Below are 24,718 nucleotides of genomic sequence, written 5' to 3' on the forward strand. Positions count from 1 at the left end.
CGATGCAGGAGCGCGCTTGCAGCTACGCGCCCCCGCCGTGATCGGCTGCGTATGCGTAGCAGTCGGGAAAATATTGGATTCACCACCGGAGGAAGGTCGTGCCGACCTTATCGCAGGCAAGCCAGCTCCTACAGGGTCCGGCATTACACAGCCGCGATCTTGATCAGCTTGGCATAGTAGAAGCCATCGTGGCCGCCTTCCTGGGCAAGCAGCTGGCGACCGTGCGGTTGTTTCAGGCCGGGCGGCTGTTGCCCGAGCTGACCGGCGATGTCCAGTTCGCGCGCGCCGGGTGTGCGAGCCAGGAACGCCTCGATTACTTCGGTGTTTTCCATCGGCAGCGTCGAGCAGGTGGCGTACAGCAGGATGCCGCCGACTTCCAGCGTCGGCCAAAGCGCGTCGAGCAATTCGCCCTGGAGCGTGGCGAGCGCGGGAATGTCGTCAGCCTGACGCGTGAGCTTGATATCCGGGTGGCGACGGATCACGCCCGTCGCCGAACACGGCGCATCGAGCAGGATGCGTTGGAACGGTTTACGGTCCCACCATTGGCCTGTGTCACGGGCATCGGCAGCGATCAGCTCGGCGTTCAGGCCCAGGCGATCAAGGTTTTCCCGGACGCGGGCCAGGCGTTTGGCCTCCAGATCCACCGCGACCACACCTGCGAGCAATGGCTGTACTTCCAGCAGATGGCAGGTTTTGCCGCCAGGGGCGCAGCACGCGTCGAGTACGCGTTGGCCGGGGACCAATTGCAGCAGGTCGGCAGCCAATTGCGCGGCTTCGTCCTGCACGCTGATCCAGCCTTCGGCGAAGCCAGGCAGGGTGCGCACATCGCACGGTTCGTTCAGCACAATACCGTCCTGGCTGAAGACGCAGGCGTGGGCTTCGATCCCGACGTTTTGCAGCATCTGCAGGTACGTATCGCGGCTGTGGTGACGGCGATTGACCCGCAGGATCATCGGCGGATGGGCATTGTTGGCCGCGCAGATCGCTTCCCACTGCTCTGGCCAATACGCCTTCAACGCTTTTTGTAGCCAGCGTGGGTGCGCAGTGCGGACCACGGGGTCATGTTCCAGCTCGGCCAGAAGTGCTTCGCTTTCCCGTTGGGCGCGACGCAGTACGGCATTCAGCAACGCCTTGGCCCAAGGCTTTTTCAGCTTGTCGGCGCACCCGACTGTTTCACCGATGGCGGCGTGGGCCGGGATGCGAGTGTAGAGCAACTGATAGAGGCCGACCAACAACAATGCCTCGACATCGGCATCGACGCTTTTGAAGGGCTTTTGCAGGAGTTTTGCCGCCAGTGCGGACAGTCGTGGCTGCCAGCGAGCAGTACCGAAGGCCAGGTCTTGAGTCAAACCGCGATCACGGGCCTCGACTTTGTCCAGCTGGGTGGGCAGTGAACTGTTCAGCGAGGCTTTGCCATTGAGGACGGCGGCCAATGCTTTGGCGGCAGCGAGACGCGGGTTCATTGGCCGTGCACCGTCTGCTCGGGCGCAATGACACCCAGCACCGTGCCAACAGCGAATTTCTCACGACGGCTGTTGAACAGGTCCGCGAAGTTCAGCGCTTTGCCCCCCGGCAATTGCAGGCGCGTCAGGCGCAAGGCCTGTTGGCCGCAGGCGACAATCAAGCCGTCCTTGCTGGCGCCGAGGATTTCACCCGGTGCGCCCTGCCCGTCGTCGAGACTGGCTGCCAGCACTTTCAGGGCTTCGCCATTGAGTGTGCTGTGGCAGATCGGCCAAGGATTGAACGCCCGCACCAGACGCTCCAGCTCAATAGCCGGACGGCTCCAGTCGACGCGCGCTTCGTCTTTGTTCAGCTTGTGAGCGTAGGTCGCCAGGGTGTCGTCTTGGACTTCACCCTGCAACGTGCCATCGGCCAGCCCGGCGATGGCTTGAATCACTGCGGGCGGGCCGAGCTCGGCGAGCCGGTCATGCAGGCTGCCACCGGTGTCCTCGGCAGTGATCGGGGTCGTGACTTTGAGCAGCATTGGCCCGGTGTCCAGGCCTGCTTCCATACGCATTACCGTCACGCCGCTCTCGGCATCGCCGGCTTCTACCGCACGCTGAATCGGTGCGGCACCGCGCCAGCGTGGCAGCAGCGAAGCGTGGCTGTTGATGCAGCCCAGGCGGGGAATATCGAGCACCACTTGCGGCAGGATCAGGCCATAGGCGACCACCACCAGCAAGTCGGGCTTGAGCGCGGCCAGCTCAGCTTGAGCGTCAGCATCACGCAGGGTTGGCGGTTGCAATACGGCGATACCGTGCTGCTCAGCCAGCTGTTTGACCGGGCTCGGCATCAGCTTTTGCCCACGGCCAGCCGGGCGATCAGGCTGGGTGTAGACCGCAATCACTTGATGGGGGCTGGCGAGCAAAGCCTTGAGGTGTTCGGCGGCAAATTCCGGGGTGCCGGCGAAGACGATGCGCAGTGGCTCAGTCATGGGCTTCTCGATAAAGGAAATACACAGACGTGTAGGAGCGGGCTTGCCCGCGAAGGCCGCAACCCGGTGTGCCTGATGTGGACCATGTTGCCTGGTTCGCAGACAAGTCAGCGCCTACAGGTTGAAGGATTTGAGTCGGGTCAGGCGTTCTGCTTGTGCAGCTTTTCCAGCTTCTTCTTGATCCTGTCGCGCTTGAGGGTGGACAGGTAATCGACAAATAACTTGCCGTTCAGGTGATCGCATTCATGCTGGACACACACCGCCAGCAAACCCTCTGCGATCAGCTCATAGGGCTGACCGTCCCGGCCTAGAGCCCTGATTTTGACTTTCTGTGGGCGGTCGACGTTTTCATAGAAGCCTGGCACTGAGAGGCAGCCTTCTTGATACTGCTCCACCTCGTCGGTCAGGATGTCGAACTCGGGGTTGATGAACACCCGTGGATCGCTACGATCTTCGCTAAGGTCCATGACCACGACACGCTTGTGCACGTTGACCTGAGTTGCAGCCAAACCAATGCCTGGCGCTTCGTACATGGTTTCAAACATGTCGTCGACCAACTGGCGAATGCCGTCGTCTACCACTGCCACAGGTTTGGCGATGGTGCGCAGGCGCGAATCGGGAAATTCGAGGATGTTTAAAATAGCCATATACGTTAGAGCTGCACTTGTAGGGTAAAGTCCAAAATCGGCTGCCGGGTTTCGCCGGTTAGAGCTGGCAACCTTGCAAAACCTGAGCCTCTGGGGCTCTTAGTGTTTCACGCGAAGCCATATGATAAAGGGATTCACCGCATGAGGAAATCACTACTCGCCCTGCTGCTGTTGGCCTCTACCGGCCTTTGTCAGGCGCAAGTGCAGCTCAGGGAAGGACATCCACAGAATTACACCGTCGTCCAAGGTGACACGCTTTGGGACATTTCCGGCAAATTTTTGCGCGAGCCATGGAAGTGGAAGGAGATATGGAAGGCCAATCCGCAGATCGCCAACCCTGACCTGATCTACCCGGGCGACTTATTGTCCCTGGTGTATGTCGATGGCCAGCCGCGGATGGTACTCAACCGTGGTGCTTCACGTGGCACCATCAAGCTGTCGCCCCGGATTCGTACCACGCCGATGGCCGAAGCGATCCCAAGCATTCCGCTGGCCGCGATCAATAGTTTTCTGCTCAACAACCGCATCATCGATGACCCCGCCGATTTCCAGAAAGCCCCGTACATCGTCGCCGGTAACGCCGAACGCGTGCTCAGCGGCATGGGTGACCGGATCTACGCGCGGGGCAAATTAGACCCTGAGCACACCGCCTATAACCTCTTCCGTCAGGGCAAAACCTACACGGACCCGTTGACCGGGCAGTTTCTCGGGATTAACGCCGATGACATCGGCAGCGGTGAAATCGTTGCCCACGAAGGCGATGTCGCGACCCTGGTGTTGCAGCGTTCGACCCAGGAAGTGCGTCTCGGCGACCGGCTATTCATCAGCGAAGAGCGGCCAATCAACTCGACTTTCATGCCCAGCTCACCTCAGACCGAAGTTAACGGCCTGATCATCGATGTGCCGCGCGGAGTGACCCAGATCGGTGAACTCGATGTGGTGACGCTGGATCGGGGTAAGAGCGATGGGCTGGCCGAAGGCAATGTGCTGGCTATTTACAAGACCGGCGAAGTCGTTCGTGATCGGGTGACGGGTGAGCAAGTGAAGGTCCCGGATGAGCGCGCGGGATTGGTGATGGTTTTTCGCACTTATGAAAAGCTCAGCTATGGTTTGGTACTCAATGCCACGCGTTCTTTAGCGGTCATGGACAAGGTGTGGAACCCGTAAAGCTATGTGTCGAAATAGGGTCATGTCTGTCCACCGGACATGAACTTATCAAATAGTTACTAACAGAGTTATCCACAGGTTGTCCGGCTGTTAACGGGGCGCTACAGATCAAGGAAGATCTATGCCGCTGTTCGATACTGCTGCGTCCTCACCTGCCGAACTTGAAGCGCGCTTACGTGTGCATCGTCTGCCTGAGGTGGGGCCAAAACGCTTTCATAAGCTAATCAATGCCTTTGGTTCGGCGTCGGCCGCACTCAGCGCTCCTGCCAGCGCCTGGCGTGCCTTGGGCTTGCCAAGCGCCAGCGCCGAAGCCCGGCGCAGCCCACAAGTCCGCGATGGCGCCAGTGCTGCTTTGGCTTGGCTTGAGCGTCCCGGTCAGCATTTACTGATGTGGGACGACCCCACCTACCCTGCACTGCTGGCTGAAATTGCCGATGCACCGCCGTTGCTGTTTGTGGCCGGTGACCCGAGCATTCTTGAGCGTCCGCAGTTGGGAATGGTCGGCAGTCGACGCGCTTCCAAGCCTGGACTGGATACGGCCACAGCCTTTGCCCGAAGCCTGGCGGGCGCCGGTTTTGTCATCACCAGCGGCCTCGCGCTGGGTATCGATGGTGCCGCGCATCAAGGTGCTTTGGACGTTGGTGGGCAGACAATTGGCGTCTTGGGCACGGGCATCGAAAATTTTTATCCACAGCGCCATCGTCAGTTGGCAGCGACCATGAGTGCCCAAGGCAGTGCCGTGGTTTCCGAGTTCCCTCTGGACGCCGGGCCGCAGGCGAGCAACTTCCCACGCCGCAATCGAATCATCAGTGGATTGTCGCTGGGTGTGTTGGTGGTCGAGGCCAGCGTCGCCAGCGGTTCGTTGATCACCGCACGGCTGGCAGCGGAACAGGGCCGCGAGGTGTACGCGATTCCAGGCTCGATTCATCACCCCGGTGCCCGCGGGTGTCATCAACTGATTCGTGACGGTGCGGTGCTGGTCGAAACCGTCGAACACATTCTTGAAACCCTGCGCGGTTGGCAGAACATTGCCAGCCCTGCGGCCGCCTCTATCGCGCCCTTGCCGTCAACAACCGCTGCCAGACATCCCCTGCTTGATTTGTTGCATGCTGCGCCACACACCAGCGAAGGGTTGGCACTGTCGAGCGGCTGGCCGTTGCCAAAAGTATTAGCAGCGTTGACCGAGCTGGAACTGGATGGGCGCATCAGCAGTGAGGCAGGACGATGGTTTGGCCGTGCGCGCTGAGGTTAAACTGCCCGTAGCGTTTACCCGGAGAGAGAACAATGGTCAGCAGTTGGCGTGTGCAGCAAGCCGCACGAGAGATTCGAGCCGGTGCGGTGATTGCCTACCCAACCGAGGCGGTATGGGGGCTGGGCTGTGATCCCTGGAATGAAGAGGCGGTGTATCGGTTGCTGGCAATCAAATCCCGTCCTGTGGACAAAGGCCTGATTCTGGTGGCCGACAACATCCGCCAGTTCGACTTTCTCATGGAGGACTTTCCTGAAGTCTGGATCGATCGTATGGCCAGCACTTGGCCAGGCCCCAATACCTGGCTGGTGCCGCATCAGAACCTGCTGCCCGAATGGATCACTGGTATTCACGACACGGTGGCATTGCGCGTCAGCGATCACCCGCAGGTGCGTGAACTGTGTTCGCTGGTCGGACCGCTGATCTCGACATCCGCCAACCCGCTCGGGCGTCCGGCTGCCCGGACGCGTATTCGGGTTGAGCAGTATTTCCGTGGGGACATCGACTGGGTGCTCGGCGGCCTGCTGGGTGGGCGCAAGCACCCCAGTCTGATCCGTGACCTGGCGACCGGCGAGGTTGTTCGTCCAGGCTAGGGTTTTGGGCTTATGGAATCAGAATCGTTGAGCCTGTGGTGCGCCGGGCGCTGAGCTCGGTTTGCGCCTTGGCTGCGTCTTTCAAGGCGTAGCGCTGGACGTCACCCACCTTGACCTTGCCGCTGGTAAGCATCGCGAACAGTTCGTCGGCCATGCGTTGCAGGTTTTCGGGGTTGGCGTAAGTAGCCAGTGTCGGGCGAGTGACGTACAGCGAGCCTTTCTGCGCGAGAATTCCCAGGTTAACCCCGGCCACGGGCCCTGATGCATTGCCGAAGCTGACCAACAAACCGCGCGGCGCCACGCAATCGAGCGACGTCAGCCACGTGTCTTGCCCCACACCGTCGTATACCACCGGGCATTTCTTGCCGTCGGTTAATTCCAGAACCCGTTTGACCACGTCTTCTTTGCTGTAATCGATGGTCGCCCATGCACCGAGTGCCTTGGCATGAGCGGCTTTTTCCGGCGAACTGACAGTCCCGATCAGCTTCACACCCAGGGCCTTGGCCCATTGGCAAGCCAGCGAACCGACGCCGCCAGCAGCGGCATGGAATAGCACCGTTTCACCACTCTTCACCGCATACGTCTGACGCAGCAGATATTGCACGGTCAGGCCTTTAAGCATCACCGCTGCAGCGTCTTCGAAGCTGATTGACTCCGGCAACTTCACCAGATTCGCGGCGGGAATCACGTGGATGTCACTGTATGCACCCAGTGGACCAACGCCGTATGCCACGCGGTCGCCGACCTTGAACTGGCTGACTTCGCTGCCGACCGCTTCAACCACACCCGCCCCTTCGGTCCCCAGGCCTGACGGCATGGATGGCGCCGGATACAGCCCGCTGCGGAAATAGGTGTCGATGAAATTGAGGCCAATCGCCTTGTTGCGCACGCAGACCTGCTGTGGGCCCGGTTCGGCAGGTTCGAAGTCCACATACTCAAGGACTTCAGGGCCACCCACGGTGCTGAATTGGATACGCTTTGCCATCTGTTCATCTCCGGTGATGAGTGGAAACAAAAAATACGGAAAAAGACTACTACGAAAAGGGCCATCGAACGCTCTCCCTTGATCTTCGTCAACTGCGGCGGCCATAACGCCGGTGGTATGCTACGCGCCAATTTGCCACCCCCCGTAACCCCGGTGGCTCAGTGATGTTTCAAGGTGACCCGATGACTACCCGCACCGAGGCCGTTAAAGCCTACCTGCTTGACCTGCAAGACCGGATTTGCAACGCATTGGAAGCCGAAGATGGCAGCGCCCGCTTCGTCGAAGATGCCTGGACTCGCCCGGCTGGCGGCGGTGGGCGTACCCGAGTCATCGAGAATGGCGGAGTGATCGAAAAAGGCGGGGTTAACTTCTCCCACGTATTCGGCACCGGCCTGCCACCGTCAGCCAGCGCCCATCGGCCCGAGCTGGCCGGGCGAGGTTTTGAGGCGTTGGGCGTGTCGCTGGTGATCCACCCACACAACCCGCATGTACCGACTTCACACGCCAACGTGCGTTTTTTCATCGCCGAAAAAGAAGGCGAAGAGCCGGTCTGGTGGTTCGGCGGCGGTTTCGACCTGACGCCGTATTACGGGGTAGAAGAAGACTGTGTGCATTGGCACCGTGTCGCCGAGCAGGCCTGTGCGCCGTTTGGGGCCGATGTCTATCCGCGTTACAAGGCATGGTGCGACACCTACTTCCACATCAAACATCGCAACGAACCACGCGGTATTGGCGGCTTGTTTTTCGATGACCTGAACGAGTGGGATTTCGACACCAGCTTCGCCTTCCTGCGCGCGATTGGCGATGCCTACATCGAGGCCTATCTGCCGATCGTTCAGCGCCGCAAGGCCACGGCGTATACCGCGCAACAGCGGGAGTTTCAGGAGTTTCGTCGCGGCCGTTACGTCGAGTTCAATCTGGTCTATGACCGTGGCACACTGTTCGGCCTGCAATCAGGTGGGCGTACCGAGTCGATCCTGATGTCACTGCCGCCGCACGTGCGCTGGGGCTATGACTGGAAAGCCGAGCCCGGCACCGAAGAAGCCCGTCTGACCGAGTATTTCTTGCAGGATCGCGATTGGTTGGCGCAGGCCTGATACCGGGTCAAAATTCAGGAATCCCCATGGACCGCTACGTCGTTTTCGGTAACCCCATCGGCCACAGCAAATCGCCGTTGATCCATCGTCTGTTCGCCGAGCAGACCGGTCAGCAGCTCGATTACAGCACCTTGCTGGCGCCGCTGGACGATTTCATCGGCTGCGCTCAGGCGTTCTTTGAGCACGGCCAGGGCGCCAACGTCACCGTGCCGTTCAAGGAGCAGGCCTTTCGCTTGGCCGACAGCCTGACCGAGCGCGCACAGCGTGCGGGTGCCGTGAACACGTTGCGTAAGGGGGCCGATGGTCGACTGCTCGGCGATAACACCGATGGCGCGGGGTTGGTGCGGGATTTGAAGGTAAATGCCGGCGTCAGCTTGCAGGGCAAACGCATCCTTCTGCTCGGCGCGGGTGGTGCGGTACGGGGTGCGCTGGAGCCGCTGCTGGCTGAAAAACCGCTGGCGGTGGTGATCGCCAATCGCACCGTGGAAAAAGCCGAGTTGCTGGCCCATCAATTCGCCGACCTGGGGCCGGTGTCCGCCGCTGGTTTCAGTTGGCTGGCAGAGCCGGTAGACCTGATCATCAATGCCACTTCCGCCAGCCTCGCGGGTGAGCTGCCGCCGATTTCGCCAAGCCTTATTCTGCCGGGTCATACCGTCTGCTACGACATGATGTACGGCAAAGAGCCGACGTCATTCTGCCGCTGGGCCACCGAGCACGGCGCGGCCCACGTGCTGGACGGTCTGGGCATGCTCGCAGAGCAGGCTGCGGAAGCGTTCTATCTATGGCGCGGCGTTCGCCCGGATACGGGGCCTGTGCTGGCTGAGTTACGACGGCAGTTGGCCAGCGCCTGATGCCTGGGCGCCCGCCCGGTCACCGTTAATCCTCGAACAGAATCGGGCATTTCTCTGGCCCTTCGAGCTTGCGCAGTTCCTCGATCACTTGGGGCCGGGCGCGCCTGAGGGTCAGGCTGCGGCCATGGGCACGCAGGCGGCGGGCTTCTTGATGGAGCATTTCAACGCCTGAATAATCGATGAAGTTGATGTGTTGCGCATCGATCACCACGCGCGGCCCCTTACTGCGTTGCAGAATGACTTGCAGGTAATGGCTGGCGCCGAAAAAGATCGAGCCGCCGACCCGCAGGATATCGTCGTCGCCATCGCGCCACTGCTGGACCCGTGGTTGTGAGGTGCGCTTGAGGTAGAAGAACAGCGACGCCAGCACGCCCGCGTAAATCGCCGTTTGCAGCTCCAGCAACAGGGTCGCCAGGCAGGTCAGTGCCATCACCAGGAACTCTGGATGACTGACGCGGAACAGCGAGCGAATGCCGCGATGGTCGACCAATCCCCAGCAGATCAACAGGATCGATGCTGCCATGCTCGGGATCGGGATGTGTGCGATCAACGACGCCCCGGCCACCGCGAACAACGCCACCCACAGCGCCGAAAATACCCCGGCCAATGGCGAGCGAGCGCCGCCTTCGTAACTCAGGCCTGATCGAGTAAAGGAGCCGGAGGACAGATAGCCCGAGAACAAGGCGCCCACCATGTTGGACAGGCCTTGGGCGCGAAGTTCTTGATTGGCGTTGAGCAATTGTTGCGAGCGTGCGGACAGCGAGCGGGCAATCGACAAGCTGGTGACCAGCCCGAGCATGCCTACTGCCACGGCACTGGGCAGGAGTTTCAGAGCCAGCTCCAGGTCCAGTGGTAATGCACTGAACGGCGGCAAATGCCCAACGAAGGCGCTGACCAACTTAACGTGGCCGAACATCGCGGGCCACAGCCAGACCAATACACTCCCGGCCACCAGGGTGATCAGCAGCGTCGGCCAACGGGGCACCAGGTATTTCAGAAACGCGCCCAGGCCCAGAGTTATGACGCCTAGCATCAACGAGGGATGGTCGATCTCGCCCCGATGCTCAAGCAGCGTCATCAGGCTTCGAAGCGCGGTGGTCTGGCCACTGAGTTCCAGGCCGAACAAATTAGGCAGTTGCCCCAACGCAATCACCACGGCGGCGCCCAAGGTAAAGCCCAGCACCACCGAATGTGAAACGAAGTTCACCACAGCGCCAAAGCGCAGCAGCCCCAGCAGCCATTGAAAGATCCCGGCGAGAAAGGTTAGCAACAGGATCAGGGTGATGTAGTCCTGACTGCCCGGAGCCGCCATGGGACTGATGCTGGCGTACAGCACGATAGAGATCGCCGCGGTGGGGCCGCAGATCAAGTGCCACGACGAGCCCCACAGGCAGGCAATCAGTACCGGAACGATGGCCGCGTACAGGCCGTACTCCGGCGGCAAGCCAGCGATCAGGGCGTAAGCTATGGATTGCGGCAGCGCCAGAATCGCTCCGCTCAGCCCCACCACGGCATCACGACCGACGCTGGCGCGGGTCTGCCGGGGCAGCCATTCGAGGAACGGCAAAAATTTGTGGCGATTGAGCCAACCCATGAAACTCTCGGTAATTTTGCAGAGGCGTAAGGGTGAGGTTTTAGCGATGTGGGCGCAAGTGAAGGTGACCGCTGCGCGCTTCTACAGGGAAATGCGATCTACTGTAGAAGCGCGCTTGCCCGCGATAAGCCCAAAGGGCTTTAAAGCGTGGCTTTTACCGCCGTCAGTGCATCCTTCTCGTCGAGGGTTTTCACCCCGTCGAGCCATTTATCCAGGACTGCCGGGTTGGCTTTGATCCAGGCCTTGGCCGCTTCAGTGTTGGTGATTTTCTTGTTAACCACCTCGGCCATGATGCTGTTCTCCATTTCCTGGGTGAAGCTCAGGTTGGTCAGCAACTTGCCTACGTTCGGACAGGCCTGGCTGTAGCCCTTGCGGGTCAGGGTATAAACGCTGCCGGTGTCACCGAAATAAGCCTCGCCACCTTTGAGGTAGTGCATTTTCAGCTGCACGTTCATCGGGTGCGGGGTCCAGCCGAGGAACACCACGAAGCTTTGTTTCTTCACGTTGCGACTGACTTCAGCCAACATCGCCTGCTCACTGGACTCAACCAGTTTCCACTGGCCCAGGTCGAATTCGTTCTTTTTGATGATCGATTGCAGCGACAGGTTGGCCGGTGCGCCGGAGCCGATGCCATACAGCTTCTTGCCGAACTTGTCGGCAAACTTGTTCAGGTCGGCAAAGTTATGCACACCCGCGTCCCAGACATAGTCCGGCACGGCGAGGGTGAATTCGGTGCCGTCCAGGTTCTTGGCCAACTGTGTGACATCGCCATTGGCCACGAACTTGTCGTAAAAGCCTTGTTGCGCAGGCATCCAGTTGCCGAGGAAGACATCCACCTGGCCATCCTTGAGCCCACCGTATGCAATCGGTACCGCGAGCGTGTCGACCTTGGCCTTGTAACCCATGCCGTCCAGCAAGACGCTGGCGATGGCGTTGGTCGCGGCGATATCGCTCCAGCCCGGATCCGCCATTTTTACCGTGCTGCAACTCTGCTCGGCATAAGCGGAAACGCTGCCCAATGCCATGAAACCGACCGCAAGTGTTGTGGATAACTTCATCATGAGTGTGCCCCTTTGGTTTTTTTAGTCTTGGCAGGGTTAGGGTTGTGGATAACGTGCTTTGCGTTCCAAGTCATCAAGGTCGATGTGGTTACGCATGTATTGCTGACTGGCGTCTACCAGCGGCTGGTGATCCCAGCTCTTCAGCTTGCCGATGGCCAACGACTGCGCGACAAAGCGCCGCCGACGTTGACTGGCGAGCACTTGTTGGTGGATCGCCGGTATGTCCCACTTGGCCCGTGCTTCGGCCAGAAAATCAGCGAACAGTTGCTGATGCGCCGGTGACTGGCTCAGCTCTTCGCGTTCTTGCGGATCATTGTTCACATCAAACAGCAGGCAAGGGTCCTGTTCCGAATAGATGAATTTATAGGCGCCACGTCGAATCATCATCAACGGACCGATCGTGCCTTCGGCCATGTATTCGCCAAACACTTCGTCATGCCCCGGCTCACCCCGCAAATGGGGGACCAGTGAGCGACCGTCTAACGGCAGGCCGGCTTCCAGTTCGCCCTCGGCCAGCGCAACGAAGGTTGGCAGTAAGTCGGCGGTGGACACCGCAGCGCTGACCCGACCCGCCGTGAACTGCCCCGGCGCGTAGACCAGCAGTGGTACGCGGGCTGACATCTCGAACCAGTGCATTTTGTACCAGAGGCCGCGCTCGCCCAGCATGTCGCCGTGGTCGCCCGAGAACACGATAATGGTGTCGTCGGCCAGACCGGTGTCTTCGAGGGTTTGCAGGAGCTTGCCGACATTGCTATCGATGTAACTGCACGCCCCGAAATAGGCGCGGCGCGCATCGCGAATCTTATCCACAGGCATCGGCTTGTCCCACAGGTCGTAGACCTTGAGCAGACGTTGCGAGTGCGGGTCTTGCCCGGCTTGATCGGCATGCGGTCGCGGCAGCGGGATGTCTTCGTCGCGGTACATGTCCCAGAAGGTTTTCGGGATGGTGTACGGGTCGTGAGGGTGGGTCATGGACACGGTCAGGCAGAACGGCTGATCACCCTCTTCGCGGATGTGATCGAACAAATATTGCTGGGCCTTGAACACCACCTCTTCGTCGAAATCCAGCTGATTGGTGCGCACGCAGGGACCGGCTTGCAGCACCGACGACATGTTGTGATACCAGCTTGGCCGCACATCCGGCTCGTCCCAGTTCACTGACCAGCCATAGTCAGCCGGGTAAATGTCGCTGGTCAGGCGTTCTTCATAGCCGTGTAACTGGTCCGGCCCGCAAAAGTGCATCTTGCCGGACAGCGCGGTCTTATAGCCGAGGCGACGCAGGTAATGGGCATAGGTCGGTACATCGGCCGGGAAATCAGCGGCGTTGTCATAGGCGCCGATCTTGCTCGGCAGTTGGCCGCTGACCAGGGTGAAACGCGAGGGCGCGCACAGCGGACTGTTGCAATAGGCAGCATCGAATACCACGCCTTCGGCGGCGAGGTGGCTCAGATTGGGCATTTTGATAGGAGATGAGGCGTAAAACGGCAACATCGGCGCGGCCATTTGATCGGCCATGATGAAAAGAATGTTCTTGCGCTTCATGTATTCGCGGCATTCCATAGTGGATATTTATGCGAGAGTGCTGCGCTTGAGGATGCGACCCACAGGTTTAGTGGTAAAGCCCATGCAAAACAATACCTAGGATAAGCTCAGCTTATGTATGAAGCTCTTGGTGATCTTTCACTGGATCTGCTGCGTGCTTTTGAGGCCGCCGCGAGACAGCGCAGCTTTACCGCGGCGGCTGTTGAGCTGGGCACCACGCAGCCTGCCGTCAGCCAGCAAATAAAACGCCTGGAAGAACAGCTTGCTACACGGTTGTTCGACCGCATCTATCGGGGCATCGAGCTGACAGAGGCGGGCGAGGTGCTGTTCGGTTATGTGCAAGCCGGGTTGCAGTCCATCGAGGGCGGGCTAAATGCCGTCACCGCCCAGCGCCAACATGAGGTGCTGCAGGTCGCCACGGACTTTGCGTTTGCCGCCTATTGGTTGATGCCGCGTCTGCATCGGTTTCACCAGGCCAATCCGGATGTGGACGTCAGCTTGGTCACCAGTGAGCGTAGTTACAACATGTTGCGCGCCGATGTCGACGTCGCGGTGCTGTTCGGCGATGGGCGTTTCAAGCAGGGTGAAAGCCGTTGGTTGTTCAGCGAAGAAGTGTTCCCGGTGTGCAGCCCGCAATTGCTGGCCGGGCGTTCCCTGCCCTTGCCCACTGATGCGCTGCTGGAGCTTCCACTGCTGCACTTGCGGGGCGAAGGCAGCAGCAATTGGTTCGACTGGAGCGGCGTGTTTCGTGCGCTGAATATTCAGCAGGCACCTGCCCCCGGCCAATTGCGCTTCGACAATTACACCCTGCTGATCCAGGCTGCAATTGCCGGTCAGGGCGTGGCCATCGGTTGGCGGCATCTGGTCGATGCGCTGCTGGAGCAAGGGCTGCTCTGTCGCCCCATCGCCGCCACCGCCATCTCGGCCCACGGTTATTACGTCGTACTGCCCCAGCGAAAACGGCGAGTGCAACTGGTGCAGCAATTCGTCGACTGGCTGGCGACCGAGCAGGCGCAGAGTGGGGACTTGCTGGCGGGCAGGCCGTTGCCCTCGATTGCGGTGTGATCCGGCAGTCGTCTACACATTTCATTTAGCACACAAAATTCACGTGCTCTCGCACATGCAGGTTCAAGAGCAATTCATCCGCGATGCCTGCGGCCACTCGAGCCAGCCGCTCCAGGGGTTCGGCCAGGCCCGGTTCAAGGGTGTCGCTGATCTGGCTAAAGTGCTCGATGCTCAGCCCGAGTACGCCTTGGGGAGCGTTGACCAACGTCCAGTCCAGGTCACTGTCGCGCAATAACTCGACGATGGTTTCCGCCGCGTTTCGCTGTTGCTCGTCAGTTTCAGGCGCCTCGTCAAGCACGGCGAAGTTGCCCGCCAGCACCAGTCGCTTGATACCCATGCGTTGCATGCCTTGGATCAAGTTCTGGGTGGCGCTGATTTGATCTACTGGCCCCGGCGTTATCGCGGGTCGCGTTTCACCGCTGCCCACGGGCAATACGTGGGCGTCCAGCAGGCAAATGACCGCCGAGCAGCCAGCTACGCTTTGACTGACGCGCTCGGCGTCGAACAGGTTGCCGACTTTGGTGCGCAATCCCGGACGCGGCGCCAAGGCGTTCAAATCATCGAGAATGGCGATGACTTCATGCTGGCGCCGCAGGAATTCTGCCATCAAGGCGCTGCCAAAACTGCTGATGGCACCGTACAAAACCAGTTTCAGAACCGGAGTTTCGGCATTTTTCATAGCGAGTAATCCTTGTCTGTGGATAACGTCTCTCTAAGGTTCTGACCCTTTTTATCCCGCAGCAGTTCGCGTCCGCGCAGCGGTTATTTGGAGATTGAGCAATGCACGGTGTTGAGGGCTACCACGCCCACGTTTATTTCGACGAGCAGACCATCGATCAGGCCCGTGCATTGTGCGAAGAGGTTGCGCGGCGTTTTGGGGTAAAGATGGGGCGGATGCATGAAAAACCGGTAGGTCCGCACCCGAACTGGAGCTGCCAGCTGGCGTTTGATCACGCCCAGTTGGCGGATGTGGTGCTCTGGCTGGCGCTTAATCGCAAGGGGTTGGTGGTGTTGCTGCACCCGCTGACGGGCGATGACCTGGCGGACCACACGGAGCATGCGATCTGGATGGGGGCGGTTCGGGATCTGGACGTTTCGATGTTCAAGCGGTAAGAGGGTTAGTCAGCGTGACGAATCTGCAGGAGAAACCGGGACGCGCAGTCGGGTTGGCTCCTGCAGAGAATCAATCAGTTCAGCACGCCCTCAAGGATGGTGTAGATCACCCCGGTGGTCAGCGCGATCAACACTATGTCGGGGCCCACTCGACGCCATTCGTAACCGTCGTAACGCGGCAATTGCTCAATCGCGCGCGGGTCCAGGCGCTCGCCGTAGCCGTAGGGCAGTGGACGGCCGCGCTCAATACGGAAGCCTGGAGGCAGAGGTTGGCCACGACCGATGAATTCGCGGTGATCATGAAAGGACCGTCGCGCCTCGTCAAAATTTTCTGGCGGGCGACGTGGGCCATGATCGTCACGACGATCATGGCGCTCATCGTGGCCGCGATTTTCCTGGTTGCCATTGCCTTGGTGATTTTCGCCCTGACGGCCGCCATCCTGGCCGCCACGCTGATCGCGTTCATCAGCATGCAACAACGGGCTGGCACTGATCATCAAGATACCTAGGCCTGCAATCAAACGGGTTGGCAGTTTCATTTCTCGTTCCTCGAAATTCGGTCAGCAAAAAGGGGTTTAAGCCATCGGCTCTAAACCCCTTTCGCTTGTTACTTGGTGTGTCTGCCGAGGTTTAAATTCCTCGCTCACCCAATCTTTACTCTTACTTGACACGGGCCTTGCGCACGCCTTCGGCCAAGGCCGAGCACAGGCTCAACACGTCGTCGATTGCCTGCTTCGGTGACGCGGCGGTGGCGATCTTGTCCACCAGTGCCGAACCCACTACAACGCCGTCAGCCAGTCTGGCAATCGCGGCCGCCTGCTCTGGAGTACGGATACCGAAACCGACGCTGATTGGCAGATCGGTGTGGCGACGCAGACGTTCGATGGCGGTTTTAACTTGATCCGAGGTCGCGGAACCGGCCCCGGTGACACCCGCGACCGACACGTAGTAAACGAAGCCGGAGCTGCGTTCCAGCACGCGTGGCAGGCGCGCGTCATCGGTGGTCGGTGTGGTCAGGCGAATGAAATCGATGCCTGCGGCCTGGGCCGGGGTTGCCAGTTCGGTGTCATGCTCTGGTGGCAGGTCGACGATGATCAAACCGTCGACCCCGACTTCTTTGGCTTGAGCGACGAACGCTTCGACGCCAAAGCGGTGGATCGGGTTGTAGTAACCCATCAGCACGATCGGGGTGGTCTGGTCATTGACGCGGAATTCGCCAACCATTTTCAGGGTTTTCGCCAGTGTCTGCCCAGCGTCCAGTGCGCGCAGGGTCGCCAGCTGGATCGCCACGCCGTCGGCCATTGGATCGGTGAACGGCATGCCCAACTCAATCACATCGGCACCCGCTGCTGGCAGGCCTTTAAGAATGGCAAGCGATGCATCGTAGCCAGGGTCGCCGGCGGTGACGAAGGTCACCAGTGCCGCACGGCCTTCGGTTTTCAGCTCGGCAAAGCGTTGTTCCAGGCGGCTCATACCAGTTTCTCCTGAGTCTTGGCATCGGCGGCCATATGGTCCATCACGGTTTGCATGTCTTTATCGCCACGGCCCGAGAGGCAGACCACCATCAAGTGGTCATCGCGCAGGTTGCTTGCACGTTTCATGGCTTCGGCCAAGGCGTGCGCGGTCTCCAGAGCGGGGATGATGCCCTCCAGGAGGCAGCAGTGGTGGAAGGCTTCGAGGGCTTCGTCATCCGTGATGCTGACGTACTCAACGCGCTTCACTTCATGCAGGTAAGCGTGCTCAGGGCCAATGCCAGGGTAATCCAGGCCAGCTGAAATCGAGTGCGCGTCGGTGATCTGGCCGTCGGCATCCTGGAGCAGATAGGTGCGATTGCCGTGCAATACGCCGGGAACACCGCCGTTCAGGCTGGCGGCGTGCTTGCCGGTATGAACCCCGTGACCACCGGCTTCGACGCCGATGAGTTTGACGCTGGCATCATTGAGGAACGAGTGGAACAGGCCCATGGCGTTGGAACCGCCACCGACACATGCGATAAGGCTGTCTGGCAGGCGGCCCTCTTTTTCCTGCAGTTGTACTTTGGTTTCTTTGCCGATGATCGACTGAAAGTCGCGCACCATCGCCGGGTACGGGTGTGGACCAGCCACGGTACCGATCATGTAGAAGGTGTCGTCGACATTGGTCACCCAGTCGCGAAGGGCTTCGTTCATGGCGTCTTTCAGGGTGCCGGTGCCGGAGGTGACCGGGACGATTTCCGCGCCCAACAGCCTCATGCGGAACACGTTGGCCTGTTGACGCTCGATGTCGGTGGCGCCCATATAGATCACGCACGGCAGACCGAAGCGGGCAGCGACGGTGGCGGTAGCCACGCCATGCATGCCAGCACCGGTTTCAGCGATCAGGCGTTTCTTGCCCATGCGCTTGGCCAGCAACACCTGACCAATACAGTTGTTGATCTTGTGCGCGCCGGTGTGGTTCAGCTCTTCGCGCTTGAAGTAGATTTTCGCGCCGCCGCAATACTCGGTCAGGCGTTCCGCGAAATACAGCGGGTTTGGACGGCCGATGTAGTCGCGCTGGAAATAGGCCAGTTGCTCGATGAATTCAGGATCAATCTTGGCGGCTTCGTACTCGCGGTTCAGGTCGAGTACCAGTGGCATCAAGGTTTCAGCCACGTAGCGGCCGCCGAATGAGCCAAACAGGCCATTGGCATCAGGGCCGCTGCTGAAGTTAGTCTGGGTCATGGGACCTCCAGGTGGTTTGAAGAAAAGGATTAGCCAATCAGGCAATGAGCTCACTTTAACCAGCACGAGCATCAATGAAAACCGATAAGATCAACGCAACCTGTCAGGAAAACTCACAGATACCATGAGCCGCGATCTCCCTCCCCTCAACGCCCTGCGCGCTTTCGAAGCGGCGGCGCGCTTGAACAGCGTCAGTCAGGCTGCCGAGCAGCTGCACGTCACCCACGGGGCGGTCAGTCGCCAGCTTAAAGTGCTTGAAGAGCATCTGGGGCTGGCCTTGTTCGTCAAGGATGGGCGCGGCCTTAAACTCACAGATGCCGGCATTCGTTTGCGTGATGCCAGTGCCGAGGCGTTTGAGCGGTTGCGTACCGTGTGTGCGGAGCTGACCCACGATAAGGCTGATGCGCCTTTCGTTCTCGGCTGTTCGGGCAGCCTGCTGGCACGCTGGTTTATCCCGCGCCTGGGCCGACTGAATGCCGAACTGCCGGATCTTCGTCTGCACTTGTCGGCGGGCGAAGGCGATCTAGACCCGCGTCGACCGGGTCTGGACGCGTTGCTGATCTTCGCCGAGCCACCATGGCCTGTGGACATGCAGGTCTATGAACTGGCCAGCGAGCGTATCGGCCCGGTCCTCAGCCCACGGTTTGCGCGTTTCGAGCACCTGCGCCAGGCACCAGCTCAAGCGCTGCTGAGTGAGGCATTGCTGCAAACGACGTCGCGTCCGCAAGCCTGGCCTCTTTGGGCACAACAAAACGGCATCGAGCCTGCTGCCTTGCATTACGGGCAGGGTTTCGAGCATTTGTATTATTTGCTGGAGGCAGCCGTCGCCGGGCTGGGCATCGCCATTGCCCCGGAACCCCTGGTCGCCGATGATTTGCGCGCCGGACGCCTGGCTGCGCCTTGGGGTTTCAGTGAAACCCCGGCGCAGCTGGCGTTATGGGTACCTAAACGCGCCGCAGACGGGCGTGCTCAGCAGTTGGCGCAGTGGCTCAAGACTGAGCTTGAGCGTGCTGCCAGCGGCTGATCAGTGAGTGCGTTTGCACAATAGGTAAGCTGCCAGCAGACCGACAGCGCCTACGGCCACACCTGCGGTGGTCCACGGGTGTTCTTGAGCGTAATCACGGGTAGCGACACCGGTTTCGCGGGTCTTTTCCTTGACGTCTTCATACACATCACTGAGCAGGTGGCGTGAATGGCTCAGTGCGCTTTCGGCGTTGGCTTTCAAGGCTTTCAGGGTTTTGTGCGACTCTTCCGAGGCGTCGGACTTAAGGCTCTCAAGGGACTTGAGAAGGCTTTCGATCTCGGCTTCCATGCTTTGCAACGAGGCTTTACGTAAAGAAGTGTTGGCCATGGTGGATCTCCTGCATTGATGAGAGGCGTGTGTTCTTTCCGACTGCGGGGTTTGAGGAAAGTGCGGTGCGTATTAACGTTTCAGATGATTTTCGCTCAGGGAGTAAGGTGCAATTTCACTGCTACGCTCTTATCGACACCTTCAGGAGAACCGTCATGACTGATCACCATACCTACAAGAAAGTCGAGTTAGTCGGCTCATCGTCCACAACGATTGAAGACGCCATCAATAATGCAATCGCTGAAGCCAATAAGAGCATCAAGCACATGGAGTGGTTCGAAGTGCTGGAAACCCGAGGGCACATCAGAGAGGGCAAGGTTGCACACTATCAGGTCACCCTGAACGTCGGCTTCCGGATTGAGAATAGCTGACTGCGCTGAACTTTCGCACTGGCCGATTGCCATAATTTCCGCTACACACAAGAGAACCCGCTGTCTAGAAACGGTTGGCGCGGTCAAGGACTTGGGTTGTTTTTCAACCTGGTTAATTTAACGAGGGAGTGTGACCAATGAAGAAAATTCTACTGGCAGTTGGTTTGTTAAGCATTGCGGGAACTGCGATGGCAGCTGGCAAGTCCTGTGATGATTTGAAGTCGGAAATCGACGCGAAGATCAAGGCAAAGGGCGCCTCGACCTACACGTTGGAAGTCGTCGCCAAAGGCAGTGCGGCCGACGGGAAAGTAGTCGGTACCTGTGAACGCGGTACCAAGGAAATCGTGTACAAACGCGGCTGACTTATCGCTGTTTCATAAAAAACCGACGCACATGGCGTCGGTTTTTTATGTCCAGTGACGGGGTTTTCGCCACTCTTTTTTTGGGTGAGCCTCAGCCCAGCACGGTTTGCGCCAGAATCTCATACGAGCGCAGTCGATCCGTGTGTTCATACAGGTCGCAGGTGAAGATCAACTCATCGGCTTGGGTCTGTTCCAGCAGCACATCCAGTTTGGCGCGGATTTTCTGCGGGCCGCCGACCATCGCCAGGCCGAGGAAACTCGCGACCGCTTCGCGCTCATGGGGTAACCATAGGGCGTCCATGGTGTCGACCGGTGGACGCTGCATCAGGCTTTGGCCGCGCATCAACGCCAGAATCCGCTGATAGACCGAGGTTGCCAGGTAATCCGCATGTTCGTCGGTATCGGCAGCCACCAATGGCACGCCGAGCATGACGTACGGCTTTTCCAAATAGGTCGAGGGCTTGAAATGATTGCGGTAGACGCGAATGGCTTCGTGCATGTAACGCGGCGCAAAGTGTGAGGCAAAGGCATATGGCAGACCGCGCTCCCCTGCCAGTTGCGCGCTGAACAAGCTGGAACCCAGCAACCAGACCGGAACGTTAGTGCCCGAACCCGGCACAGCGATCACTTTTTGATCAGGTGTGCGCGGTCCGAGATAGCGCAGAAGCTCGGTGACGTCTTCAGGAAAATCGTCGGCGCTGCCGGATCGCTCACGACGCAGGGCGCGAGCGGTCATTTGATCGGAGCCTGGTGCGCGGCCCAGGCCCAGGTCGATCCGCCCCGGGTACAGGCTGGCGAGGGTGCCGAACTGTTCTGCGATTATCAGCGGTGCATGGTTGGGCAGCATGACCCCGCCCGCCCCGACCCGAATCGTCGAGGTGCCACCGGCCAGATAGCCGAGCAACACCGCTGTCGCGGAGCTGGCGATGCCGTCCATGTTGTGGTGCTCGGCGACCCAGAAACGGTTGTAACCGAGTTTTTCAACATGCTGCGCCAGATCCAGCGAATTACGCAGAGACTGCGCCGGGCCGGCATCCTGGCGTACGGGCACCAGATCGAGGGTTGAGATTTTGATATCCGCTAAACGTTTCATAAGCCGCTAAATAGCCTCTAGAGTGCGTTGTGCAGGCTTGGCCTATGACGCCTGAGGATGACCAAAACCTACCCTGATTTATAAAGAATGTGGGCAGATATCTGAGATTCAATGGCTGGGCCGGAAAAGTCCTACTAAATTACTAGGTTTTACCGGCAGTTGAACTTTATCGAGACGGCCATCCTCAGAACCTTAGTCCCTGTGCGAACCCCCTCGCACACTGTCATGAGGAGAGACCATGAGCATTATCAAGAAAGCATCGGCACATTGGGAAGGCGATCTGAAGAGCGGTATTGGTAGCCTCTCCACCGAAACCAATGTCCTTAACAAAGCACCCTACGGCTTCAAGGCGCGCTTCGAAGGCGGCAAGGGCACCAATCCGGAGGAGCTGATTGGCGCGGCTCATGCGGGCTGTTTCTCTATGGCGCTGTCGATGATTCTCGGCGAAGCCAATCTGAAAGCCGACAGCATCGATACTGAAGCCCAAGTGACCCTGGAGCAATTGGCTGAAGGTTTTTCCATCACTGCCGTGCACCTGATCCTTAAAGCGAAGATCCCGGGCGCCACGCAGCAGCAGTTCGACGAACTGACCAGGAAAGCCAAAGAAGGCTGCCCGGTGTCCAAAGTGCTGAACGCGAAAATCACCCTGGACGCAACGCTGGTCAGCTAATCGACCTCGTTGCCACGACTAGGCCCGCACAGCTCAGCCTGTGCGGGCTGTTCACTCGCTCTGCCCTCCGTATTCAGCCGCTATTGACGTCACACGTGGCCGACGTAATGAAAGTCGAATGGATCGTTGCAGCGTTAGCGCAGTACTCTGTGCGCCGTATCGAAGGAGTCGAGTATGAAACGTTTCGTTTTAGCTGTTATCTGTACCGTATCGGCCACCAGCGTGTTGGCGGCAGTCAAACCCTGCGAAGAACTCAAGGCCGAGATCGAGTCCCGAATCCAGGCCAATAATGTGAGTTCCTACACCCTGGAAATCGTCAGCAATGACGAAGTGCATGACCAGAACATGGTCGTCGGCACATGCGAGGGCGGCAGCAAAAAAATCATCTACCAAAAGAACGACAAGTGATCACAGACAGGTGACCTCGCGGTCTTCGGCGACCATCTGGCGCTGGGCGTCATACAAACGGCCGCTGATGGTGATGCCAGCCGAGCGTCCTTCGAGACGATAACGTTGCCCTGGGGCGAAGTGGTCATAACGCAGGACGATGTAACACGTCCGTTGCGAGCTCTCGAACATTCCGCCAAACCCGCCGCCGTAGATCTCGTAGTCATACCGCATCTGCAACTCGTGGCTGCCGGGCGGCACCTGAAAGTAACGCCCGTCGTCCAGTCGCTTACCGTCGAGCTTGTCGGCCATCACCAGGTTCCCGGTGTAGGTGAACATCTCGACCCACGCCTGCTGCGGGTCAGCAGGCGGCATAGGGCTGGCGCACCCGGCGAGGGCAATCAGGGCAGATATCAATAATGGCTGGCGCATGGCAGGCTCCGTGATCGAACACGTGTTAATGATAGTTGCGTCAGGGGCGGACTGTCCGGCATAACGCTTATTCAATAAGAGATTAAGGCCGGAGCATGATTCGACACGACAGGCTGTTTCTCAGCCGTGGTTTTGCGCTACTGACGTTGTTCTTGCTTGGCGGCTGCTCCAGCATCGATTACTACAGCCAACTGGCCAGCGGTCAATGGCGCTTGCTGCATGCCCGTGAACCGGTGGCCGAGGTCATCGCCGACCCCAATAGCGCCCCGGCATTGCGCGAGCATCTGATCAAATCGCAGCAGGCTCGGGCTTTCGCCAGCCATCAACTGCACCTGCCGGATAACCCCAGCTACCGCCTGTATGTCGATATCGGCCGACCTTATGTGGTGTGGAATGTGTTCGCGACAGGGGCGTTCTCGCTGGACCCGGTCACCCATTGCTTTCCAGTCGCCGGGTGCGTCGCGTATCGCGGTTATTACAGCCAGGGCGCAGCCAGAGGCGAGGCCGCGTTGCAGCGTCAGGCAGGCATGGATGTCTACGTCAGTGGGGTAGAAACATATTCCACGCTGGGCTGGTTCGACGATCCCATTCTTAGCTCGATGCTCAGTCGGGGTGATGAGCGCATGGCCGCGTTGATTTTTCACGAGCTGGCGCATCAGCGTTTTTATGTGAAGGACGACACTGAGTTCAACGAGTCCTATGCCAACTTCGTCGAGCAGGAAGGCGCCCGCCAATGGCGGGCGGCACGAGGGTTGGCCCCGCAAAGCCTGGCGGCCTCGAAACAGAATGATCAGTTTATTCAGTTGGTTCTGGATACTCGGGAACGCTTGAAGGCACTGTACGATCAGCCACTCGCGGCCGAGATGATGCGTGAGCGCAAAGCGGCGGAGTTCGAGCGGTTGCGCCGTGATTATCGGCAGATGCGCGATACGCAGTGGGCAGGCGATAAACGCTTCGATCCCTGGATCAATGCGCCGATGAACAACGCCAAACTGCTGCCCTTTGGACTCTACGACCAGTGGGTGCCGGCATTTGCCGCGCTGTTCAAGCAGGTCAACGGTGACTGGCCCGCGTTCTACGGCGCAGTGGAAAAGCTGGGAGCGCTGCCGATGGAACAGCGCAAGGCGGCGTTGCGGAGGCTGGCGGGATCAGACACATGACTGTAGGAGCTGCGAAGACCATTCAACGCGGCCCACCGGCTGCCCCTTGATCCCGATCATGGCGGCAGGGTCAAACCCAAACCCAAACCCGTCGGAAGCCCGTGCCGGGCTTATTCGCAGACAAGTCAGCTCCTACAGGGGATCAGCTCACAGCGGCTGATTGTAACCTTCGGCCAGGTGTTGATCCTTGAGCTTCACGTAGTTGCTGGCGCTGTAGCTGAAGAATGCGCGCTCTTTGTCTGTCAGCGCCCGCACCTGTTTCACCGGGCTGCCAACGTACAGAAAGCCGCTCTCCAATCGCTTGCCCGGCGGTACCAGGCTGCCAGCGCCGATGATCACCTCGTCCTCGACCACCGCACCGTCCATGACGATGCTGCCCATGCCGATCAAGATGCGATTACCGACCGTGCAGCCATGCAGCATGACTTTATGGGCGATGGTCACTTCATCGCCAATCAGCAGGGGAAAGCCGTCCGGGTTGAACGGGCCCGCATGGGTAATGTGCAGCACGCAGCCGTCCTGGACACTGGTGCGCGCGCCGATGCGGATGTGGTGCATGTCGCCGCGAATCACGGTCAACGGCCAGATCGAACTGTCGGCGCCAATCTCTACATCGCCGATCACCACCGCCGAATAGTCGACAAATGCGCGCTCGGCGAGCACTGGAATGTGGTGCTGATATTTGCGAATAGCCACGATAGGTTCCTTCTCTGAGACTTATAGATGGGTCTGAGTGCTGCGGTCAGCGTCGATTGTAATTAAGATGTGCCAGTGATTCTTCCAGCCAAGGTGCTA

The 24,718-nt window shown here is 59.3% G+C and carries 28 protein-coding genes; 13 read left to right on the plus strand and 15 right to left on the minus strand.

What is annotated here, in order from left to right; translation table 11 throughout:
• Nucleotides 1–143: 143 nt before the first annotated feature.
• From rsmB to def, 3 genes are all read right to left on the minus strand, one after another.
• Nucleotides 144–1,463 carry a 16S rRNA (cytosine(967)-C(5))-methyltransferase RsmB gene (rsmB, locus tag QN399_RS16820; protein ID WP_330201287.1) on the minus strand — a complete coding sequence of 440 codons (1,320 nt, stop codon included), beginning with the start codon at nt 1,461–1,463 and terminating at the stop codon, nt 144–146.
• A complete protein-coding gene (fmt, locus tag QN399_RS16825) occupies nt 1,460–2,434 on the minus strand; it encodes a methionyl-tRNA formyltransferase (protein WP_330201288.1) in 975 nt (324 codons plus the stop codon). The genes rsmB and fmt overlap by 4 nt, the downstream gene beginning before the upstream one ends.
• Before the next feature lie 140 nt (nt 2,435–2,574).
• On the minus strand, nt 2,575–3,081 hold the full coding sequence (def, locus tag QN399_RS16830) for a peptide deformylase (protein WP_322177132.1): 507 nt from the start codon (nt 3,079–3,081) through the stop codon (nt 2,575–2,577).
• Between the two features lie 141 nt (nt 3,082–3,222).
• Here def and QN399_RS16835 point away from each other — a divergent pair, with 141 nt between their 5' ends.
• The 3 genes from QN399_RS16835 (at nt 3,223) to QN399_RS16845 (ending at nt 6,090) form a co-directional block, all read left to right on the plus strand.
• A complete protein-coding gene (locus QN399_RS16835; RefSeq protein WP_330201289.1) occupies nt 3,223–4,248 on the plus strand; it encodes a LysM domain-containing protein in 1,026 nt (341 codons plus the stop codon).
• A 121-nt stretch (nt 4,249–4,369) separates the two neighbouring features.
• Entirely contained in the window at nt 4,370–5,494 is a 1,125-nt protein-coding gene (gene dprA, locus QN399_RS16840) for a DNA-processing protein DprA (protein ID WP_322177134.1), read from the plus strand.
• Nucleotides 5,495–5,532: 38 nt separating this feature from the next.
• Complete coding sequence (locus QN399_RS16845; protein WP_330201290.1) at nt 5,533–6,090, plus strand: Sua5/YciO/YrdC/YwlC family protein; 558 nt, start codon at nt 5,533–5,535, stop codon at nt 6,088–6,090.
• A gap of 10 nt (nt 6,091–6,100) precedes the next feature.
• Here QN399_RS16845 and QN399_RS16850 read toward each other — a convergent pair whose 3' ends face one another.
• Complete coding sequence (locus tag QN399_RS16850) at nt 6,101–7,075, minus strand: NADPH:quinone reductase (RefSeq protein WP_322177136.1); 975 nt, start codon at nt 7,073–7,075, stop codon at nt 6,101–6,103.
• A 182-nt stretch (nt 7,076–7,257) separates the two neighbouring features.
• Here QN399_RS16850 and hemF point away from each other — a divergent pair, with 182 nt between their 5' ends.
• Nucleotides 7,258–8,172 carry an oxygen-dependent coproporphyrinogen oxidase gene (gene hemF, locus QN399_RS16855; RefSeq protein WP_330201291.1) on the plus strand — a complete coding sequence of 305 codons (915 nt, stop codon included), beginning with the start codon at nt 7,258–7,260 and terminating at the stop codon, nt 8,170–8,172.
• Nucleotides 8,173–8,198: 26 nt separating this feature from the next.
• Nucleotides 8,199–9,023: a shikimate dehydrogenase gene (aroE, locus tag QN399_RS16860; protein ID WP_330201292.1), complete on the plus strand. Its 825-nt coding sequence runs from the start codon at nt 8,199–8,201 to the stop codon at nt 9,021–9,023.
• 25 nt (nt 9,024–9,048) lie between these two features.
• On the opposite strand, the gene QN399_RS16865 is transcribed toward aroE, so the two are convergent.
• The 3 genes from QN399_RS16865 to betC all read right to left on the minus strand — a co-directional run bounded on the left by QN399_RS16865 (nt 9,049) and on the right by betC (nt 13,220).
• Complete coding sequence (locus QN399_RS16865) at nt 9,049–10,617, minus strand: SulP family inorganic anion transporter (RefSeq protein WP_330201293.1); 1,569 nt, start codon at nt 10,615–10,617, stop codon at nt 9,049–9,051.
• Between the two features lie 140 nt (nt 10,618–10,757).
• Nucleotides 10,758–11,678 (minus strand): choline ABC transporter substrate-binding protein, encoded by a 921-nt coding sequence (gene choX / locus QN399_RS16870; RefSeq protein WP_322177140.1) that lies wholly within the window; start codon nt 11,676–11,678, stop codon nt 10,758–10,760.
• A 36-nt stretch (nt 11,679–11,714) separates the two neighbouring features.
• The gene (gene betC / locus QN399_RS16875; RefSeq protein WP_322177141.1) at nt 11,715–13,220 is read right to left on the minus strand and encodes a choline-sulfatase; all 1,506 of its coding nucleotides are present in this window, start codon (nt 13,218–13,220) and stop codon (nt 11,715–11,717) included.
• Nucleotides 13,221–13,334: 114 nt separating this feature from the next.
• On the opposite strand from betC, the gene QN399_RS16880 reads away from it, so the two are divergent.
• A complete protein-coding gene (locus tag QN399_RS16880) occupies nt 13,335–14,285 on the plus strand; it encodes a LysR family transcriptional regulator (protein WP_322177142.1) in 951 nt (316 codons plus the stop codon).
• A gap of 25 nt (nt 14,286–14,310) precedes the next feature.
• Here the strand turns inward: QN399_RS16880 and QN399_RS16885 are convergent, their stop codons facing one another.
• Complete coding sequence (locus tag QN399_RS16885; protein WP_322177143.1) at nt 14,311–14,964, minus strand: NAD(P)-binding oxidoreductase; 654 nt, start codon at nt 14,962–14,964, stop codon at nt 14,311–14,313.
• Nucleotides 14,965–15,065: 101 nt separating this feature from the next.
• Here QN399_RS16885 and QN399_RS16890 point away from each other — a divergent pair, with 101 nt between their 5' ends.
• A complete protein-coding gene (locus tag QN399_RS16890) occupies nt 15,066–15,398 on the plus strand; it encodes a DOPA 4,5-dioxygenase family protein (RefSeq protein WP_322177144.1) in 333 nt (110 codons plus the stop codon).
• Nucleotides 15,399–15,472: 74 nt separating this feature from the next.
• Here QN399_RS16890 and QN399_RS16895 read toward each other — a convergent pair whose 3' ends face one another.
• The 3 genes from QN399_RS16895 to trpB all read right to left on the minus strand — a co-directional run bounded on the left by QN399_RS16895 (nt 15,473) and on the right by trpB (nt 18,097).
• Entirely contained in the window at nt 15,473–15,937 is a 465-nt protein-coding gene (locus QN399_RS16895) for an anti-virulence regulator CigR family protein (RefSeq protein WP_330201294.1), read from the minus strand.
• Between the two features lie 121 nt (nt 15,938–16,058).
• Nucleotides 16,059–16,871 carry a tryptophan synthase subunit alpha gene (gene trpA, locus QN399_RS16900; protein WP_322177146.1) on the minus strand — a complete coding sequence of 271 codons (813 nt, stop codon included), beginning with the start codon at nt 16,869–16,871 and terminating at the stop codon, nt 16,059–16,061.
• Nucleotides 16,868–18,097 (minus strand): tryptophan synthase subunit beta, encoded by a 1,230-nt coding sequence (gene trpB / locus QN399_RS16905; RefSeq protein WP_322177147.1) that lies wholly within the window; start codon nt 18,095–18,097, stop codon nt 16,868–16,870. Before trpB ends, trpA begins: the two co-directional genes overlap by 4 nt.
• 124 nt (nt 18,098–18,221) lie before the next feature.
• Here trpB and QN399_RS16910 point away from each other — a divergent pair, with 124 nt between their 5' ends.
• On the plus strand, nt 18,222–19,121 hold the full coding sequence (locus tag QN399_RS16910; protein WP_330201295.1) for a LysR family transcriptional regulator: 900 nt from the start codon (nt 18,222–18,224) through the stop codon (nt 19,119–19,121).
• Here the strand turns inward: QN399_RS16910 and QN399_RS16915 are convergent, their stop codons facing one another.
• Nucleotides 19,122–19,448, minus strand: a complete 327-nt coding sequence (locus QN399_RS16915) for a DUF883 family protein (protein WP_322177148.1) — start codon at nt 19,446–19,448, stop codon at nt 19,122–19,124.
• 155 nt (nt 19,449–19,603) lie between these two features.
• Between QN399_RS16915 and QN399_RS16920 the strand changes: the two genes are divergently transcribed.
• Nucleotides 19,604–19,819, plus strand: coding sequence for a dodecin (locus QN399_RS16920; protein ID WP_322177149.1), 216 nt, complete (start codon nt 19,604–19,606; stop codon nt 19,817–19,819).
• 137 nt (nt 19,820–19,956) lie between these two features.
• Nucleotides 19,957–20,181, plus strand: a complete 225-nt coding sequence (locus QN399_RS16925) for a DUF1161 domain-containing protein (RefSeq protein WP_322177150.1) — start codon at nt 19,957–19,959, stop codon at nt 20,179–20,181.
• Between the two features lie 91 nt (nt 20,182–20,272).
• On the opposite strand, the gene QN399_RS16930 is transcribed toward QN399_RS16925, so the two are convergent.
• Complete coding sequence (locus QN399_RS16930) at nt 20,273–21,274, minus strand: LLM class flavin-dependent oxidoreductase (RefSeq protein WP_322177151.1); 1,002 nt, start codon at nt 21,272–21,274, stop codon at nt 20,273–20,275.
• Between the two features lie 238 nt (nt 21,275–21,512).
• On the opposite strand from QN399_RS16930, the gene QN399_RS16935 reads away from it, so the two are divergent.
• Nucleotides 21,513–21,944 carry an OsmC family protein gene (locus tag QN399_RS16935; RefSeq protein ID WP_322177152.1) on the plus strand — a complete coding sequence of 144 codons (432 nt, stop codon included), beginning with the start codon at nt 21,513–21,515 and terminating at the stop codon, nt 21,942–21,944.
• Nucleotides 21,945–22,118: 174 nt separating this feature from the next.
• On the plus strand, nt 22,119–22,352 hold the full coding sequence (locus QN399_RS16940) for a DUF1161 domain-containing protein (protein WP_219063326.1): 234 nt from the start codon (nt 22,119–22,121) through the stop codon (nt 22,350–22,352).
• Here QN399_RS16940 and QN399_RS16945 read toward each other — a convergent pair whose 3' ends face one another.
• Nucleotides 22,353–22,763: a hypothetical protein gene (locus QN399_RS16945; protein ID WP_322177153.1), complete on the minus strand. Its 411-nt coding sequence runs from the start codon at nt 22,761–22,763 to the stop codon at nt 22,353–22,355.
• 95 nt (nt 22,764–22,858) lie between these two features.
• Here QN399_RS16945 and QN399_RS16950 point away from each other — a divergent pair, with 95 nt between their 5' ends.
• Nucleotides 22,859–23,923: an aminopeptidase gene (locus tag QN399_RS16950; protein WP_322177154.1), complete on the plus strand. Its 1,065-nt coding sequence runs from the start codon at nt 22,859–22,861 to the stop codon at nt 23,921–23,923.
• Between the two features lie 147 nt (nt 23,924–24,070).
• Here the strand turns inward: QN399_RS16950 and QN399_RS16955 are convergent, their stop codons facing one another.
• Nucleotides 24,071–24,619: a gamma carbonic anhydrase family protein gene (locus tag QN399_RS16955; protein WP_330201296.1), complete on the minus strand. Its 549-nt coding sequence runs from the start codon at nt 24,617–24,619 to the stop codon at nt 24,071–24,073.
• Nucleotides 24,620–24,718 lie beyond the last annotated feature (99 nt).

It is taken from the genome of Pseudomonas sp. 10C3 (assembly GCF_036346185.1).
Taxonomy (GTDB): Bacteria; Pseudomonadota; Gammaproteobacteria; order Pseudomonadales; family Pseudomonadaceae; genus Aquipseudomonas.